The organism is Burkholderia sp. Cy-637 (assembly GCF_011753175.1).
GTDB lineage: Bacteria > Pseudomonadota > Gammaproteobacteria > Burkholderiales > Burkholderiaceae > Burkholderia > Burkholderia gladioli.
On record NZ_VWWC01000166.1, the window covers coordinates 1 to 16078 of the forward strand.

Below are 16078 nucleotides of genomic sequence, written 5' to 3' on the forward strand. Positions count from 1 at the left end.
CGCGCGGCAGCCGTCACGACGGCCCGAGCCCTGCCTCGCGCGAAGCCGCCGACGCAGCGGCTTCGGCCGGCACCGCGGGAGGCGCGGCCTCGACGCCGGCCGCCTCGCCGCCCATCCCGGCAAGCCAGCGCGCCGACACCAGCACCGATCCGGCCTCCTCCACGCCACCGCCCTACCCGGGCCCGGGCCCCCGCGACGGCTGGCGCGAGCACCCGCCCGGCTTCCATCATCCGCCGCCGATCGCGCTCTACGACGCCGGGCGCCACCGCATCGCCGGCTACCCGCCGCCGCCCGGCACACCGCTGCATGCGCTGAACTCGGGCGGCAAGCTGGTCGGCTGGCTCTCGGTGGCGCGCCCCGGCGGCCTGTTCTACGCGGCCGACCAGCGCTTCCAGATGCAGCAGTCGCGCGCCACCTGGGTGATCGTGATCGCGGCGGCGGTGCTCTCGGCCCTGGTCTCGATGGTGCTGGCGCGGCTGATCCTGGCGCCGGTGCGGCGCATCGTGCGCGCCACCCACCGGCTCGCCGAAGGCCAGTACGCGGTGCGCGTGCCCGAGCGCGGCAGCGACGAGCTGAGCCAACTGGCGGGCGACTTCAACCGGCTGGCCGAATCGCTGGCCGCCGCCGAGCGCGCGCGGCGCAACTTCATCGCCGACATCTCGCACGAGCTGCGCACGCCGCTGGCCGTGCTGCGCGGCGAGATCGAGGCGCTCGAGGACGGCGTGCGGCGCCCCGACGCCGGCACCTTCGCCTCGCTGCAGGCCGAGATCGCGCTGCTGAGCAAGCTGATCGACGACCTGCACGAGCTCTCGCTGGCCGATATCGGCGCGCTCTCGTTCGAGATGATCGCGGTGGACGTGGCGCGGGTGGCCGAGATCGCCGCCGAGTCCTTCGTCGACCGGCTCGGCGCCAAGCGCATCGCGCTGGAGACGCGGATCCCGGCCGGCCCGGTGCTGGTCTCGGGCGACCCGCACCGGCTCGCGCAACTGCTGCAGAACCTGCTCGAGAATGCGCTGCGCTACACCGATGCCGGCGGCAGCGTGCGGGTGGCGGTCAGCGCCAGCGGCCGGCACGTGCAGCTCGACGTGCTCGACTCGCACCCGGGCGTGCCCGAGCCGATGCTCGGCCAGGTGTTCGAGCGGCTGTTCCGCGTCGACGTCTCGCGCAGCCGCCAGAGCGGCGGCTCGGGCCTGGGCCTGGCGCTCTGCAAGCACATCGTCGAGGCGCATGGCGGCAGCATCGCGGCGCGCCGCTCGCCGCTCGGCGGCCTCTGGATCATGATGCTGTTTCCCCTGCTCGAGCCGGACCATGAACCCTGATCGCCCTGGCCCCTCCATCCTGATCGTCGAGGACGAACCCAAGCTCTCGGCCCTGCTGGCCGACTACCTGCACGCCGACGGTTACGCCACCGCGATCGTCGCCGACGGCCGCGAGGTGGTGCCCCACGTGCGCGCGCACGCGCCCTCGCTGGTGCTGCTCGACCTGATGCTGCCGGGGCGCGGCGGCCTCGACATATGCCGCGAGCTGCGCGGCTTCTCGACCATCCCGGTGATCATCCTGACCGCGCGCGTCGACGAGATCGACCGCCTGCTCGGCCTCGAGCTCGGCGCCGACGACTATGTCTGCAAGCCCTTCAGCCCGCGCGAGGTGGTGGCGCGCGTCAAGGCGATCCTGCGCCGGATCGAGCAGGCCGAGAAGCAAGCCGAGAAAAAGGGGAAAGGCGAGGCGGGCCACGAGGCAAGCGCGGCCGACGGCGGCGCGGCGCCGTTCGAGATCGACCCCGAGCATCACGTGGCGCGGCTCGACGGCCGCAACCTGCACCTGACGCCGGTCGAGCTGCGCCTCCTGGCGCTGCTGGTGGCCAACCCGGGCCGCATCTATTCGCGGGATTTCCTGCTGCGGCGGCTCTACGACGACCATCGCGTGGTCACCGACCGCACCGTCGACAGCCATGTGAAGAACCTGCGCCGCAAGCTGCAGGCGGTACGCCCCGAGCGCGACTTCATCCGCTCGATCTACGGCGTGGGCTACCAGTTCGAGCTCGACGCGGAAGACGCCGGCAACCCCGCCGACAACCCACCGCCGCCGCGCCGCTAGACGTTCGCGACGCGGAAGTCGGCCGCCACGCAGCCCGTCAACACGCGATCGACGTTGGGCAGGTCGTTGCCGTCGAGCTTCTCGACGATCGCCGCCTCGCTCATGCCGTAGCCGTGCCAGCGCGCCGAGAGCCGCTCGACCAGCACCGCGCGCGGCACCTGCAGCATCACGGTGAGATCGAAGAAGGCGCGCAGCGGCGCCCAGGCCGGATCGTCGAGCAGCAGGTAGTTGCCCTCCACCACCACGATGCGCGCGCCGGCCGGGATGATCGCCGCGCCGGCGCGGGCGATCTCGATCGAGCGGTCGAACACCGGCACCGCGATCTCGCGGCCGTCGTCGGCCTTCAGGCGCGCCAGCATGGCGCCCAGCCCGTCGATGTCGAAGGTATGCGGCGCGCCCTTGCGCGGGCGATCGCCGCGCGCCTCCAGCACGCGATCGTCGTAGTGGAAGCCGTCCATCGCCAGCAGCGCGGCGCGACCCGGCGCCGGCGCGTCCAGCGCCTCGCGCAGGCGCTCGGCGAAGGTGCTCTTGCCCGCGCCGGGCGGCCCGGCCACCGCCACGATGCGGCGCGCGGCCGGATCGGCATCGGCCAGCGCCGCCACCAGCGCGGCGAAATCGACGTCGCGCGTCACGCTCATGGCAGGCGGCTCCGCTCGGCCTGCTTGAGCGCTTCCTGGGCCGACTTGAGCTGGGCGCGCGTGTACATCAGCGCGTGCGAGGCGAGATCGCGCCCGTCTTCCCAGAGGTTGCGCCAGATCGCGAGGATCCCCTCCAGCGGCTGCCCGACCACGCGCGAGGAAAAGCTCTCGAAGGTGATCGGCCCGGTGTAGCCCGAGAACACCAGCGCGCGGAACACTTCCGCGAAGTCGATGCTGCCCGAGCCCAGGTAACCGCGATGCGAATCGCCGGTATGGAAATAGCCCAGATGCGCGCCGGTTTCGCGTATCGCCGTCATCACGTCGGATTCCTCGATGTTCATGTGGTAGGTATCCAGATGCACCAACACGTTCGGCCGGCCGATCCGCTCGCAGAGCTCGACGCCCTGCGAGGCCGTGTTCAGCACGTTCGACTCGTAGCGGTTGACCACCTCGAGGCCGAGCATGATGCCGCCCGCCTCGGCCGTCTGCGCCACCTGCGCGAGGATCTCGACCGACATCGCGACGCCGGCCGGGGTGGTCGGCACGAAGTTCTTCTGGAATGCGGAGTAGAGGATACCGCAGACATGCTTCGCGCCGCACTCGTGCGCCACGCGGATCGCGGCCTCGAGCTTGCGCTTGCCGCGCGCGGCCTTCTCCGGGTCGCCGCTGGAGATGTCGGAATCGGCATCGAGCCCCAGCGAGAAGCTGCAGCCGATGCCGGCGCGCTCCAGCTCGCGGCGCGTGAAGGCGGTATCGATCGAGGCCGGATCGAGCGCCGGGATCTCGATGAAGTCGAAACCCACCTCGGCCGTGTTCGCGATCGCGCGCGCGGCTTCCTCGTGGCTCCAGCCGGCCTCCCAGACCAGTGCATGTACGCCCAGCTTGTTCATTCGCTCTCCTTGTGTCGACGGGATGCGGGCGCGGCCACCGGGGATCGGGGCCCGCGCTCGCGGATGAGGGATGGCAGCCCGCCTTGCGCCCAGGCCCAGCGGGCCAGCATCACGGCGAGCAGGAAGGCGCCCCACAGGGCGGTGGCCAGGTGCTGGTTGGCACCCAGCAGGTTCAGGCCCGAGGCGATCACCTGCAGGATCACCAGCGCGATCACCACCGGCACCACCCGGCCGAAGCCGCCGAACGGATCGACCCGGCCGAGGAAGCAGGCCAGCACCGAGATCAGCAGGAAGGCCTCGCCGTGGCCGACGCGCACCGAGTTGAAGCTGCACAGCATCACCACCCCGGCCACCCCGCACATCAGGCCCGAGAGCAGGTAGATGCGGGTGATCGCGCGCGCCGTGGCGATGCCCGAGTAGCGCGTGGCCTCCAGGTTCGAGCCGACCATGCGGGTGGTGAAACCGAGCCGCGAGCGCGTCATCACCACGTGCCAGGCCAGCGCGCAGGCGATGAAGATCCACAGCGGCACCGGCACGCCGAGCCACAGCCCGTTGCCGAGGTAGCGCACCGAATGCGGGAAGCCGGAAATGTCGCCGCCGCGCGTGAGGAATTCGCCCAGGCCGCGCAGGAAGATCATCGCCGACAGCGACACCAGGATCGGGCTCGCGCCGGTGTAGGCGATGATCGCGCCGATCATCGCGCCGGCCGCGGCGCCCGTGGCCAGCGCCGCGAGGATGCCGAGCAGCACCACGCCGAGGCTGGCGTCGGCGCCGCCGTGCGACTGGATCACCCAGGCCATCGCCAGGCCCGCCATGTTGGCGGTGAAGGTGGCGGCCAGGTTGAAGCCGCCCGAGATCAGCGGCATCAGCATGGCCAGCGCGAACAGGCCCAGCTCGGGCAACTGGAACGCGATCGACTGGAAGGTGCCGGCCGTCAGGAAACGGTCCGAGGCGAGGCTCATGCCGATCACCACCACCGCCAGGAAGCCCAGCAGGCCGGCCACGTCGGCCGGCACGCGGAACACGGACGAAGTACGGGATTGCGACGTGTTCATGAGCCCACCTTGGCGCGAGAAGCCGAGACACGCGTGCCGACCAGGCGCGCGGCGCCCTCGCTGGACAGCGTGATCGCGACCAGGATCACCGCGCCGACGATCATCTTGTACGCATACGAGGAAATGCCGAGCAGGTTCAGGCCGTTGGCCGTGACCGACACCAGCAGGATGCCGAGGATCGCGCCGAGCACCGTGCCGCGCCCGCCGCCCAGGCGCGCGCCGCCCAGCACCACGGCCGCCAGCACCTCCAGCTCGCGCCCGTAGAGCGCGTTGGGCACCACCTCCTGCACGTAGTGCGCCTGCATCAGCCCGGCCACGCCGCTCATCATGCCGAGCCAGCCGTAGGCGAGGTAGTGCATGCGGCCGATGCGGATGCCCACGCGCCGCGCCGCCTCCGGGTTGTCGCCGGTGGCGTAGAGCTGGCGGCCCGCCGTGGTCCGGCGCAGCAGGAACCAGGTGGCCGCCACGCAGGCCGCCATCACCGCCACCGGCAGCGACAGCGTGGCCACCCCGCTGGACGTGCCCAGTTGCAGCAGCGAGACGCGGTTCATCCACCAGTCGGGCAGGTCGTAGATCGACACGCCGCCGGTGACGAACATCAGTCCGCCGAAGAACAGGTTGAAGGTGGCGATGGTCACCACGATCGAGACGATCCGGAAGCGGTAGATGATGGTCGCGTTGAACGCGCCGAGCAGGAAGCCGAAGCCGAGCGAGGCCGCGAAGCCGAGCGCCCAGTTGCCGCCGCCGAGGTGGTTCACGGCCAGCGCAGTCAGGTACTGCGTGACCGAGGCGCCCACCGCGAAGGAGATGTCGATGCCGCCGGCGATCAGCACCACCAGCAGGCCGACCGCGAAGATGATGTTGACCGCGCTCTGGTTGAGCAGGTCGAACAGGTTGGACAGCGTCAGGAAGGTCGAGGTGGTGAGGCCGAGGCCGATCGCCATCACGGCGAGCACGGCGATCAGCAGCGCCTCGATCGAGCCGATCCCGGTCTTGCGCAGCAGCTCATGCATGGACGTCTCGCTCGATATGGTCGATCGGAACCGCGCCCGGCACGTACTCGGCGACGAGACGGCCATCGCGCATGTGCAGGATCCGATCGGCGTTGAAATAGACCTCGGGAATCTCGTCGGAGATCAGCAGGATCGCCATGCCCGCCTGCGCCAGCTCGCGGATGATGGCGAAGATGCCGGCGCGCGCGCCGACGTCCACGCCCACCGTCGGCGAGTCGAGGATCAGCACCTTCGGGCTGGTGGCCAGCCACTTGGCCAGCACCACGCGCTGCTGGTTGCCGCCCGACAGCGTCGAGACCGGATCGTCGGGATGGCCGATCTTCACCGCCAGGCGGCGGATCCAGTCGCGCACCAGGGCCTCGCGCCGGCCCGGCGCGATCAGCCGCGCGCCGTCGAGCAGTTCGTCGAGCACGGCGATGCAGGTGTTGTCGCCGATCGACTGCGGCTGCACCAGGCCGAGCTGCAGCCGGTCCTCCGAGACGTAGGCGATGCCGGCGCCGATCGCGTCGCGGTTCGAGCGCAGCGCGAGCGCGCGCCCTTCCAGCTCGATCGCGCCCGACTCGGGCCGCGTCATGCCGAACAGCGAGAGCGCCAGCTCGGTGCGCCCGGCGCCGAGCCGCCCGGTCAGGCCGAGGATCTCGCCGCGGCGGATCTCGAGGGAGATCTCCCGGTACTCGCGCCCGCGCGTGAGCCGCTCGACGCGCAGCACCACCGGCGCGGCCGACAGGTCGGCGTCGCGCACCGCGTAGTCGAGGCTGCGGCCCGTCATCAGCTCGCCGAGCCGCGTCTGCGTCATGCCGGCGGTCGGGAAGGTGCCGACCTGGCGGCCGTCGCGCATCACCGTCACGCGCGTGCACACCGCCAGCACCTCGGCCAGCCGGTGGCTGACGAACACCACCGCGATGCCGTCGGCCGACAGGCGCCGCACGATCGCCAGCAGCGCCTCGGTCTCGGCGTGGCTCAGCGAGGCGGTCGGCTCGTCCATGAACACCAGCCGCGCCTCGGCCACCAGGGCCCGCGCGATCGCCACGATCTGCCGCTGCGCGATCGACAGCTTGCGCACCGGGCGCTCCAGGTCGAGCTCGACGCCGAGCCGCGCCAGGATGCGGCGCGCCGAGGCCTGCATGCGGCCGTAGTCGACCCAGCGCAGCCGCTCGCCGAGGTTCTGCTCGAAAGCGATGTTCTCGGCCACCGTCATCTCGGGAAACAGCGCGAGGTCCTGCCAGATCACCTGGATGCCGAGCCGGCGCGCGCCGGCCGGATCGAGCGCCTCGACCGGCTCGCCGTCGAAACGCATCCGCGAGCCCGGCTCGGGCTGGTAGACGCCGCTGACGATCTTGATCAGGGTGCTCTTGCCGCAGCCGTTCTCGCCGGCCAGGCACAGCACCTCGCCCGGCAGCACCTCGAAGCTCACCTGCTGCAGCGCCTTCACGCCGCCGAAGGTCTTCGAGACGTTCTCCAGTTGCAGCAGCGGCGGGGCCACCGCGGCGGCAACAGCCGCGGCCTGCCCGGGGGAAGCTGGATTCATGGCACGAATCTCCAGTACACGATGCGCGCGCGAGGCGGGGCCGCCCCGCGCGCCGTCAAACGTCAGAGGCCGAGCTTGGCGAGATCGTCGACGGTCTTGTCGTTGAGATCGACCAGCTGGTCGACGATCAGGTTGTGGCCGCTCGGGTGCACCACGCCGAGGCCCGGGATCGTCATGCCGTCCTTGATCGGCTGGCCCTTGGCGACCATCGTGCCGAGCGTGACGAACACCTCGCCGGCCAGCTCCGGATTCCACATGTAGCCGCCGGTGAGCACGCCGTCGTGCACCAGGCGCCGGCCCTGCCCCGGCGAGAACGGCCCCAGCACGATCACCTTGCCCTTCTGCTCGCGCTCGGCCACCGCGCGCGCCGCGCCGATCGGGCCCTGGCTGCCGAAGGCCAGGATCGCGCGCAGGTTCGGGTGGGCGCGCATCAGGTCCAGCGCGGTCTGGCGCGAGGCGTCGACGTTCTCGGCCACGCCGTAGCGGTCGCCCACCAGGGTCATGCCCGGCGCGTTGGCCTTCAGCCAGGCGATCGCCGCGTCGGCCCAGGCGTTGTGCAGCGGCACCGTCAGCGAGCCGACGAACACCGCGTACTCGCCCTTGCCGCCCACCAGGCCGGCGAGCCGCTTGGCATAGGCCTCGCCGAAACCCTTGGCCGAGGCCAGCTCGAAATCCCAGTCGGCGTTCTTCTGCTGCGGCGACTCGTGCGTGATCACCTTGATGCCGGCCGCCCGCGCGCGCTGCAGCACCGGCTCGAGCACCTGCGCGTCGTTCGGCACCACGCCGATCACGTCGACGTGCTGGGCGATCAGGTCCTCGATGGCGCGCACCTGCAGGGCCGGGTCGGCGCTGGTCGGGCCCACCATGAAGGCCTTCACGCCGAGCTGGTCGGCGCGCTTCTTGATGCCGGCCTCCATCGCGTTGAACCAGGGAATCCCGCCCACCTTCACCACCACGCCGATCACCGGCTTGTCCGGCGAGGCGAGCGCCAAGCCCGTCGCCAGCGCGAATGCCGTCATGCCCACGCAGATCCTGCGCATCAAGTTGCCAACCATGTCTCCTCCCGTTCCAGTGAGGGCCGCTGCCGTGCCGAGGGGCCGGCAAGCGGTGTTCTTACACTTCGCTTTTTGCTGCTAAATCCATTCAGCAACAAAAGTTCGTGTATGCTGAATCCATTCAGCGCCAACGGGAAGCATGGGAAAACCCTGATAATGGCAAGCGGAGCGGCCCGCCCCCGCCCCGCCAGGATTCCGAGGCAGGCGCGCACGGGACGACCAATGAACTCCACATCCAGCGGCAAGAAATCGACCATCTACGACATCGCGCGGGCCACCGGCTCGTCGACCTCGACGGTCAGCATGGTGCTGAACGGCAACTGGGCGCGCTACCGCATCAAGGAGGACACCGCGCGCCGCATCCTCGAGTGCGCGCGCGCGCTCGGCTACCACGTCAACCAGAGCGCGCGGGGGCTGCGGCTGTCGCGCTCGGGGCTGGCCGGGATGATCATTCCGCACTACCGCAACCGCTTCTTCGCGGGGCTGGCCGAGACCTTCGAGGAACGCGCCAAGGGCCGCGCGCTGTGCCCGATCGTGGTGGGCACAAAGCGCGATCCGGAGGTGGAGCTGAACGTGACCCGGACCCTGCTGTCGCAGCGCGTCGAGCTGCTGTTCATCGCCGGGGTGCGCGATCCGGGGCCGCTCAACGCGCTGTGCGCCGATGCCGGCGTGCCCTCGGTCAACCTCGACCTGCCCGGCGAGGGCGCGCCCTCGGTGGTGTCGGACAACCGCCAGGGCGCCAGCACCCTGGCCGGCATGCTGCTCGACAAGGTGCTCGCGCGCGGCGCGGCGCCCGAGGAGCTGATCCTGCTGGGCGGGATCGCCCACGAATACGCCACCGAGATGCGGATCGCCGGCTTTCGCGACGCCTTCGCGGCGCGCGGCCTGCCGGCCCCGGCCGGGGACGCGATCGAGTGCTGCGGCTACGGCCCGGCCGCCACGCGCGAGGCACTGGCGCGGCGCGTGGCGCGGCTCGGCCGCCTGCCGGCCGGCATGCTGATGAACTCGATCACCGCCTTCGAAGGGCTGGTGCAATACGCGGCCGACCTGCCGCTGGCCGAATGGCAGCGCGCCGTGGTCGGCTGTTTCGACTGGGACCCGTTCGCGGTGCACCTGCCCTTCGACGTGACGATGCTGCGCCAGGACGTGCAGACCATGATGTCGGAGGCCTTCGCGCTGGTGGACCGCGCCGCGGCCGAGGGCATCGCCGGCGGGCCGCATCCGCGCATCGTGGTGCCGACCCGCTTCGGCGAGCGCTTCGACACCAACGATGCCGAACCGCGCGTCGATCCGGACCTGTCCTGAGGGGCGCCGCCGGGGCGCGCCGACCGCTGCCCGGCCGGCTCCCCTACAATAGCGGTTTGTCCGTTCAATTCAGGAGTTGCAGATGACTGTCGTTACCACCGAAACCGGCCTCAAGTACGAAGACCTGACCGAAGGCTCGGGTGCCGAAGCCGTTGCCGGCAAGTCCGTCACGGTCCACTACACGGGCTGGCTGACCGATGGCCAGAAGTTCGACTCGAGCAAGGATCGCAACGACCCGTTCGTGTTCGTGCTCGGCGGCGGCATGGTCATCAAGGGCTGGGACCAGGGCGTGCAGGGCATGAAGGTCGGCGGCACGCGCCGCCTGACGATCCCGGCCGAACTCGGCTACGGCGCGCGCGGCGCGGGCGGCGTGATCCCGCCGAACGCCACCCTGGTGTTCGAGGTCGAGCTGCTGGCCGTCTGAGGCCGCGGGCGGGGCGCGAGGCCGGCTTTGTCCAGCCGGCTTCCTGCCCGGGTCCATGCGCCGGCTCCCGAGCCGCTCACGCATCGATGCCCGCCCTTTCCGTTTTCCTTTCTTCCGATGACTACCCGCCCCGCCGCCCCGTCGATCTCGCTGCGCGCCTACGAGCGCGCCGAGGCCTCGGACGTGCATGACTTCCACCAGGTCGTGCTGGGCGTGGACGGGCAGATGCTGATGTCGATCGACGGCGTGGCCGAGCGCATCGACGGCCGCCACGCCTGGCTGATCCCGGCCGGCGCGCGGCACGACTACGCCGGGCTCGGCCCCAATCACCAGCTCGTGCTGGACCTGCCGATCGCCTCGCTGGCGGTGCCCGAGCGCCTGTTCGAGCGCGGCCGGCCGTTCGCGGTGGCGCCCGCGCTGGGCAGCCTGGTCGACGAGCTGGCACAGCTGACCATGCGCGGCGACTCGCGCGCGCTGCACTGGCAGGCGGCCGCGCGGCTCTGCGAGGCCCTGCTCGATGGCGCGCCCTCGCCCGCCGGCGACGCGGCCCGCCTCGATTTCGCGCGCATCGACCGCTGGCTGCGCACGCGGCTGGCCGAGCCGCTGCGGGTGGCCGACCTGGCCGCGCATTGCGGTTTCGGGATACGGCGCTTCCATCAATTGTTCGTCGACGCCTTCGGCGAAACACCCCATCAATACCTGCTCAAGCTGCGGCTCGACACTGCCGTGCTGCTGCTCGCCAATCCCTCGCGCGCGCTGGCCGAGATCGCCGCCGACGTCGGCTTCGCCGACCAGAGCGCCTTGACGCATGCCTTCACGCGGCGCTTCGGCGTCGCGCCCGGGCAGTGGCGGGCCGGCCGCCACTGAACGCGAACGGCGCGGGCCCTCGATGGCACCCGCGCCGTTGTTCGTCACCGCCTGGTCCTCGCTTCCGCTGGCTTCAGGCCGCGCGGATCGCTTCCTCGTAGACCTGCGCCACGCGCCTGGCGATCACCGCATTGTCGAAGTTCTCGCGCGCGTAACGGCGGCAGGCATCGGCATCGGGCAGCTTGAGCGTGCCCGACAGCGCGCCGTCCAGCCCTTGCGCGATCGCCGCCGTGCCGGTGCCGCCCAGCACCAGTTCCTCGGAGAGCCCCGAGACAGCCTCGGGCAGGCCGCCCACCGGCGTGACCAGCACCGGCGTGCCGGAGGCCAGCGATTCCACCGTGATCAGCCCGAAGCCCTCCAGCGCCACGGTCGGCACCACGCTGACGGTGGCGGCGCGATACAGCGCGGCCAGGTGCTCGTCCGGCACGAAGCCGAGCAGCTTCACATGCTCGCCGAGCCCCGCCGCGTCGATGCGCTGCTGCAGTTCCTCGGCCAGCCGGCCCTTGCCGGCGATCAGCAGCAGGATGTCGGGATGGCGGCGGCGCACCTGCTCGACCGCGTCGATCAGGTCCTCCAGCCCCATGCGCCGCACCAGGCGCCGCACCGCCAGCACGATCGGCCGGCCCTGCGGCAGTTGCAGCTTGCGGCGCGCCTCGGCCTGCGTGATCGGCAGGTCGAACTGGGCGGTGTCCACGCAGCCCGGCACGATCCGCACCTTGTCGCGCGCGATGCCGTAGCGCGAGGTCAGGATCTCGGCGAACGCGCTGGACAGCACGATCAGCCGCGAGGAACGCGCGTAGACGGTCTGCTCCAGGTAGCGCTTGGCGCGCTGGCCCAGCGAATCGGCGCCCTCCACCTGGCTCTCGTCGGCCCAGGGCCCCTGGAAGTGCGAGACCTGCGGAATGCCGCGCGTGACGTCGAGCCCCGGGAAGGTATAGAGCGCGAAATGCGAGGACACCACGTCGGGCCGCTCGTGGCGGATCACCTCGCGCAGCGCGCGGCGCGCGGCCATCATGCGGCGCGGCAGCGATTGCGCGGCGGAGCCGAAACCGCGGATCGCGCCGTCGGTGTCGGCGGCCACGCGCCCCGAGCCGGCCACCACGCCGCGCACGGCCACGCCCGCGCCGGGCAGCGCGCCGACCAGCGAGTAGTACATGCGGTCCAGGCCGCCGGCGCGCTCGGGGAACCAGTGCATGCCGATCTGCAACGACTTGATGCTCGAGGATCGGGGAAGAGTGCTCATCGAAGGGGCTCCTGGGTGGGCAACGGGCCGGGGCCCTGGGTCGGCACGTGGGCCGGCGGCGGATTCACGGCCTGGGTGCCCGACGCAATCGGTTGAGGTTGGGAAATCAGCCTCCGGTAGAGTGCCAGGTACTGGGCGCCCATCTGGTTCCAGCCGAAATCGTTCATCAGGGCGCGCGCGGCGCGCCCCATCTCGCGGCAGCGTTCGCGCGAATGCGCGAGCGAGCCGATCGCGCCGGCCAGCGCGTTGGCGTCGTCCGGATCGTCGAGCACGATCCCGCAATCGGCCGTGATGATCTCGGCGCCGCCCGCGGTGCGCGCGGTCACCACCGGCAGGCCGGCGGCCATCGCCTCGAGCAGCGACAGGCTCATCGCCTCGTAGCGCGAGGGGAACACATAGGCGTCCACCGAGGACATCAGCTGCGGCATGGTCTTGACCAGGCCCAGGAAGTGCACGCGCGAGGAGATCCCCAGCGCGCGCGCCTCCTCGGGATAGGGGCTGCCCGGCAGGTAGCCGGCCACCGCCAGGTGCACGTGCTCGGGCAGCTCGGTGAGCGCCTTGAGCACGGTGCCGAGGTTCTTGCGCGGCGTGCGCAGGTCGCCCACGAACAGCAGCAGGAAGGCGTCCTGCGGCAGCTCGTAGGCGCCGCGATCGGGCTGCGCGCCGCCGAAGGCCTGCGCGTCCACGCCGTTGTAGATCACGCCGATGCGGTTGCCGTCGATGCCCAGCCGGCGGATCTCGTCGGCCACCTTGCCCGACACCGCGATCACCGCGCGCGAGCGCCGGTAGGCCCAGCGCTCCAGCACCGCGTTGACGCGCGTGTACACGTATTGATAGGCCGACCACAGGCCCTGGCCCGGCGAGAACGGGTAGTAGCGGCTGGCGAACCAGCCGCCGTGCACGAAATGCGCGGTATTGACATCGGCACGCACCCACGAGATGAAGCCGTTCACATGCAGCACGTCGAACTCGTCGCGATGACGGTTGATCCACAGCGCGCTCTTCAGGGCGAACACCTGCTGGCGCAGCAGGTTGCTCGGCCAGAAGCGGCCCGGCTGCACCGGGATCCAGCGCACCCGCGGGTGCTCCAGCAGCTCCGGCGCGACATGCGACGCGACGAGCGTCACTTCGCACTGCTCGGCAAGTGCCGCGCGTGCGATCTCGTAGTTGACGCGGCCTTGCCCGTCGTTGTGACGGACCACGTGCGTGACGATGGCGATTCTCACAGTCCTGCTCCCCGATTGCGTTTGGCGGCGGCACGCTGGATTTTTTGCCAATGCGATGCCGCCAGGATCGAAAACAAACTCATGAACAGCAACAAACCTCCCGTTCCGATCAGCGAATTGGTGAACACCAGCATCGCGAAGATCGAGATCGCGAGGCTCACGCAGGCGGCGACGTATTTGTCGTCGCGCATCCCGAACGACACGCGCAGCGCGCGCGCCAGCAGCCAGAGCGTGCCCGACAGGTAGAGCAGCGTGCCGGGCCAGCCGAGCACGAAGGGCACGTTCATCACGCCGCTGTCGAAGCTGCCGTACTTGCCGAGCTCGCCGCTGTCGCTGGACAGCTTGGTGGAGGCGCCGGTGGCGCCCATCCCCTCGCCCGCCACGTCGGTGAAGGCGGTCTGCGCGAAGCTGGCGTAGAACTTGTTGCGATCGTCGTAGCTGCGATCGTCCTTGAGGTTGGTGATCGACTCCAGGCGCTGGCCCAGCCGGTCGGCCACCGGGCCCACCGTGAGCAGCGGCACCGACAGCCCGGCCAGCACCATCGCGCCCACCACCATGCGCAGGCGCACGCGGTTCGAGGATTTCGCCAGTTGCACCGCCAGCGCGATCACCCAGCCGCCCCAGGTCGAGCGCACCAGGCACAGCATGAAGGCGATGAAGCCGGCGCCGCCGGCCAGCCAGCGCACCCGCTGGGTGGCCGCCAGCATGAACACCAGCGAGCCCATCATCGCGAAGGCGAACGGCCCCGAGGAATTCATGGTGCTGAACACGCGCACGCCATAGGGCACCGGCTCGCCCTGCGAGGCCATCTGCGAGCCCACCATCCACAGCACGTCCCAGGCCGGCATGATGAAGAACTGCACCATGCCGTAGGCGCCCATCACCAGCATCCCCCACACGAAGGTCGAGACGATCACGTCGCGGTACTCGGGGTAGTCGCGCGCGTTCACCGCGATGTGGAAGCCGATCAGCACCGGGTAGATCCAGTTGGCCAGGTCGTAGGTGGCGGCCAACAGGCCCGCCGAGACCAGCCCGACGAAATAGGCATAGGCCAGGCCCGCCAGGATCATCAGCATCGGCAGGCCGCGCCGCTGCGCCAGCACGCGGTAGTGGCGCAGCAGGCCGAGCCCGCAGATCATGGTGACCGCCAGCGGCGCGATCTGGATCAGGCTGGTGGGCGTGTAGGCGCCGCGCGACCAGTCGGCCAGGCGCCGCACCTCGGGCGCCAGGAACCACAGCCACCAGACGAAGCCCACGTAGCGCGCGGGGCTGCGGAAGTAGAGCCAGAAGCCGGTGGCGATCGACAGCGCGGGGAACGCCAGGGTCAGGATCGAGCCCTGGTGCGCGAGGATCAGCAGCCCGGTGAGCGTCCACAGGCCGGCCTGCGCGGCCCAGTGCTTGGGCTCGGCCAGCAGGCGCCGCTTGGGCTTCTTGCCGCGGCGCGCGCGGACGAGCGGTTCGACGGGATAGGCGGGCGTACTCATGCGGCTCGGTGCGTCAGTTCGAGGGCGTGCGCGAATCGGCCAGCGGCAGCGGCGCGGCGGCGCCGGCCGTGACGCGGCGGCGCTGCAGCAGCTCGCGCGTGATCCGCACGTGCTGGGCCGCGAAGGCCTCGGTGGTGAGGTCGGCCTCGACCAGCCGCGCCGCGGCCGCGCGGGCCCGCGCCAGCCCCCGCTCGGGCTGGGCCACCATGCGATCGGCCGCGCCGCGCATGGCGCTGGCGTCGAAGGCCGGCACATAGGCCGCGCAATCGTTCGGGAAGTAGTCGCGCAGGCCGCCTACGTCACTGACGATCATCGGCTTGCCCACCGCTGCCGCCTCCAGCATCACGGTGATGCCCGAGGCGTGGTGGTTGGGCCGCAGCGGCACCACGATCACGTCGGCCCAGTCGTAGAACTCGCGCTGCTTCGCGATGCCGGACACGGAGGCGATCTCCACGTTGGGCCGGTGCAGCTCGCGCGGGATGCGCCGCCGCGTGGCGAGCTTGACCTGGTAGCGCGGCAGGCCGCCGAAGGCCTCGATCAGGGTGGCCCAGTCGCGGTCGCGGTCGTTGCCGATCGCGGCGATGCGCAGCGGGCGATGCGGCGTCCAGGTCTCGGGCATGCGCACCGGGAAGTCCTGCGTGTTGAGCCCGTAGTAGACCTGCACCGCGTCGCGCTGCAGGAACTCGCGGCACAGCACGGCGTTGTCGCGCGCCAGCGTGGTCAGCACGTCGGCGCGCGACAGCAGCTTGCGATAGACCCAGCGGCGCAGCGCGCCGAAGCGCGGCCAGCGGTCCAGCAGCCAGACGCTCTGCGCCAGCAGCAGCGGCCGCGCGCCGCGCGCGCCGGCCAGCTTCAGCACCAGCGCGGCGGCCAGGTGCTCCTGCTCGGTATGCGTCCAGATCACGTCGGCCGCCAGCAGCGCCTCGCGATTGCGCCAGGCATGGATCGCGTCGAAGCCGAGCGCGGCCTTCAGGGCGCGGCGCGCCACGCTGACCGGGCGCGATTCGCGGCGGTCGCGCGAATAGCTCATGGCGAATTCGTCGGAGGCCGCGTGGTGATAGCCGTACAGGCAGCCGATGTTGTCGCCGGCGCGATAGCTGCGCGGATCGGCGCCGTAAAACAGGTGAACGTGCACGTTCGTGGCGGTCATGCGGAATCTCCGGGTTCGATGCTCAACAAGCGTGCGCGTACGCGCCGGCGCCTGGCGTCGTCGCGCGGCAGCGGGCGGGCCGCGCGAGGCGGCCCGGGCGCGC

General features: G+C 71.1%; 15 protein-coding genes. 5 read left to right on the top strand and 10 right to left on the bottom strand.

The features are described from left to right. A partial coding sequence (locus tag F3J10_RS29105; protein WP_240155740.1) for an ATP-binding protein occupies nt 1-1319 on the top strand: 1319 nt, incomplete at its 5' end. Further along, nucleotides 1309-2097, top strand: a complete 789-nt coding sequence (locus tag F3J10_RS29110) for a response regulator (RefSeq protein WP_167243555.1) — start codon at nt 1309-1311, stop codon at nt 2095-2097. The genes F3J10_RS29105 and F3J10_RS29110, both read left to right, overlap by 11 nt. On the opposite strand, the gene F3J10_RS29115 is transcribed toward F3J10_RS29110, so the two are convergent. The 6 genes from F3J10_RS29115 to F3J10_RS29140 form a co-directional block, all read right to left on the bottom strand. Further along, complete coding sequence (locus tag F3J10_RS29115; RefSeq protein WP_036055714.1) at nt 2094-2735, bottom strand: nucleoside/nucleotide kinase family protein; 642 nt, start codon at nt 2733-2735, stop codon at nt 2094-2096. The genes F3J10_RS29110 and F3J10_RS29115 overlap by 4 nt on opposite strands. Next, nucleotides 2732-3625 (bottom strand): sugar phosphate isomerase/epimerase, encoded by an 894-nt coding sequence (locus F3J10_RS29120; protein WP_013690930.1) that lies wholly within the window; start codon nt 3623-3625, stop codon nt 2732-2734. The genes F3J10_RS29115 and F3J10_RS29120 overlap by 4 nt, the downstream gene beginning before the upstream one ends. Further along, nucleotides 3622-4680: an ABC transporter permease gene (locus tag F3J10_RS29125; RefSeq protein WP_167233965.1), complete on the bottom strand. Its 1059-nt coding sequence runs from the start codon at nt 4678-4680 to the stop codon at nt 3622-3624. The genes F3J10_RS29120 and F3J10_RS29125 overlap by 4 nt, the downstream gene beginning before the upstream one ends. Next, nucleotides 4677-5693, bottom strand: a complete 1017-nt coding sequence (locus F3J10_RS29130) for an ABC transporter permease (RefSeq protein WP_051598378.1) — start codon at nt 5691-5693, stop codon at nt 4677-4679. Before F3J10_RS29130 ends, F3J10_RS29125 begins: the two co-directional genes overlap by 4 nt. Further along, entirely contained in the window at nt 5686-7221 is a 1536-nt protein-coding gene (locus F3J10_RS29135) for a sugar ABC transporter ATP-binding protein (protein WP_025101168.1), read from the bottom strand. Before F3J10_RS29135 ends, F3J10_RS29130 begins: the two co-directional genes overlap by 8 nt. Nucleotides 7222-7283: 62 nt before the next feature. Beyond that, nucleotides 7284-8276: a substrate-binding domain-containing protein gene (locus F3J10_RS29140; protein ID WP_167243556.1), complete on the bottom strand. Its 993-nt coding sequence runs from the start codon at nt 8274-8276 to the stop codon at nt 7284-7286. Nucleotides 8277-8498: 222 nt separating this feature from the next. Here F3J10_RS29140 and F3J10_RS29145 point away from each other — a divergent pair, with 222 nt between their 5' ends. The 3 genes from F3J10_RS29145 (at nt 8499) to F3J10_RS29155 (ending at nt 10872) form a co-directional block, all read left to right on the top strand. After that, complete coding sequence (locus F3J10_RS29145; RefSeq protein WP_167243557.1) at nt 8499-9581, top strand: LacI family DNA-binding transcriptional regulator; 1083 nt, start codon at nt 8499-8501, stop codon at nt 9579-9581. An 82-nt stretch (nt 9582-9663) separates the two neighbouring features. Further along, the gene (locus F3J10_RS29150) at nt 9664-10005 is read left to right on the top strand and encodes an FKBP-type peptidyl-prolyl cis-trans isomerase (RefSeq protein ID WP_013690936.1); all 342 of its coding nucleotides are present in this window, start codon (nt 9664-9666) and stop codon (nt 10003-10005) included. 117 nt (nt 10006-10122) lie between these two features. Then, nucleotides 10123-10872, top strand: a complete 750-nt coding sequence (locus F3J10_RS29155; RefSeq protein WP_167243558.1) for an AraC family transcriptional regulator — start codon at nt 10123-10125, stop codon at nt 10870-10872. Nucleotides 10873-10945: 73 nt separating this feature from the next. Here F3J10_RS29155 and F3J10_RS29160 read toward each other — a convergent pair whose 3' ends face one another. Genes F3J10_RS29160 through F3J10_RS29175 form a run of 4 tightly spaced genes read right to left on the bottom strand, consistent with a single transcriptional unit; the run spans nt 10946 to nt 15975 of the window. Then, nucleotides 10946-12115: a glycosyltransferase family 4 protein gene (locus tag F3J10_RS29160; protein ID WP_167243559.1), complete on the bottom strand. Its 1170-nt coding sequence runs from the start codon at nt 12113-12115 to the stop codon at nt 10946-10948. Beyond that, a complete protein-coding gene (locus F3J10_RS29165) occupies nt 12112-13341 on the bottom strand; it encodes a glycosyltransferase family 4 protein (RefSeq protein ID WP_167243560.1) in 1230 nt (409 codons plus the stop codon). The genes F3J10_RS29160 and F3J10_RS29165 overlap by 4 nt, the downstream gene beginning before the upstream one ends. Continuing rightward, complete coding sequence (locus F3J10_RS29170) at nt 13338-14825, bottom strand: glucose-6-phosphate isomerase (protein ID WP_205200533.1); 1488 nt, start codon at nt 14823-14825, stop codon at nt 13338-13340. Before F3J10_RS29170 ends, F3J10_RS29165 begins: the two co-directional genes overlap by 4 nt. A gap of 13 nt (nt 14826-14838) precedes the next feature. Continuing rightward, nucleotides 14839-15975 (bottom strand): glycosyltransferase, encoded by a 1137-nt coding sequence (locus tag F3J10_RS29175; protein ID WP_167243561.1) that lies wholly within the window; start codon nt 15973-15975, stop codon nt 14839-14841. Nucleotides 15976-16078: the final 103 nt, after the last annotated feature.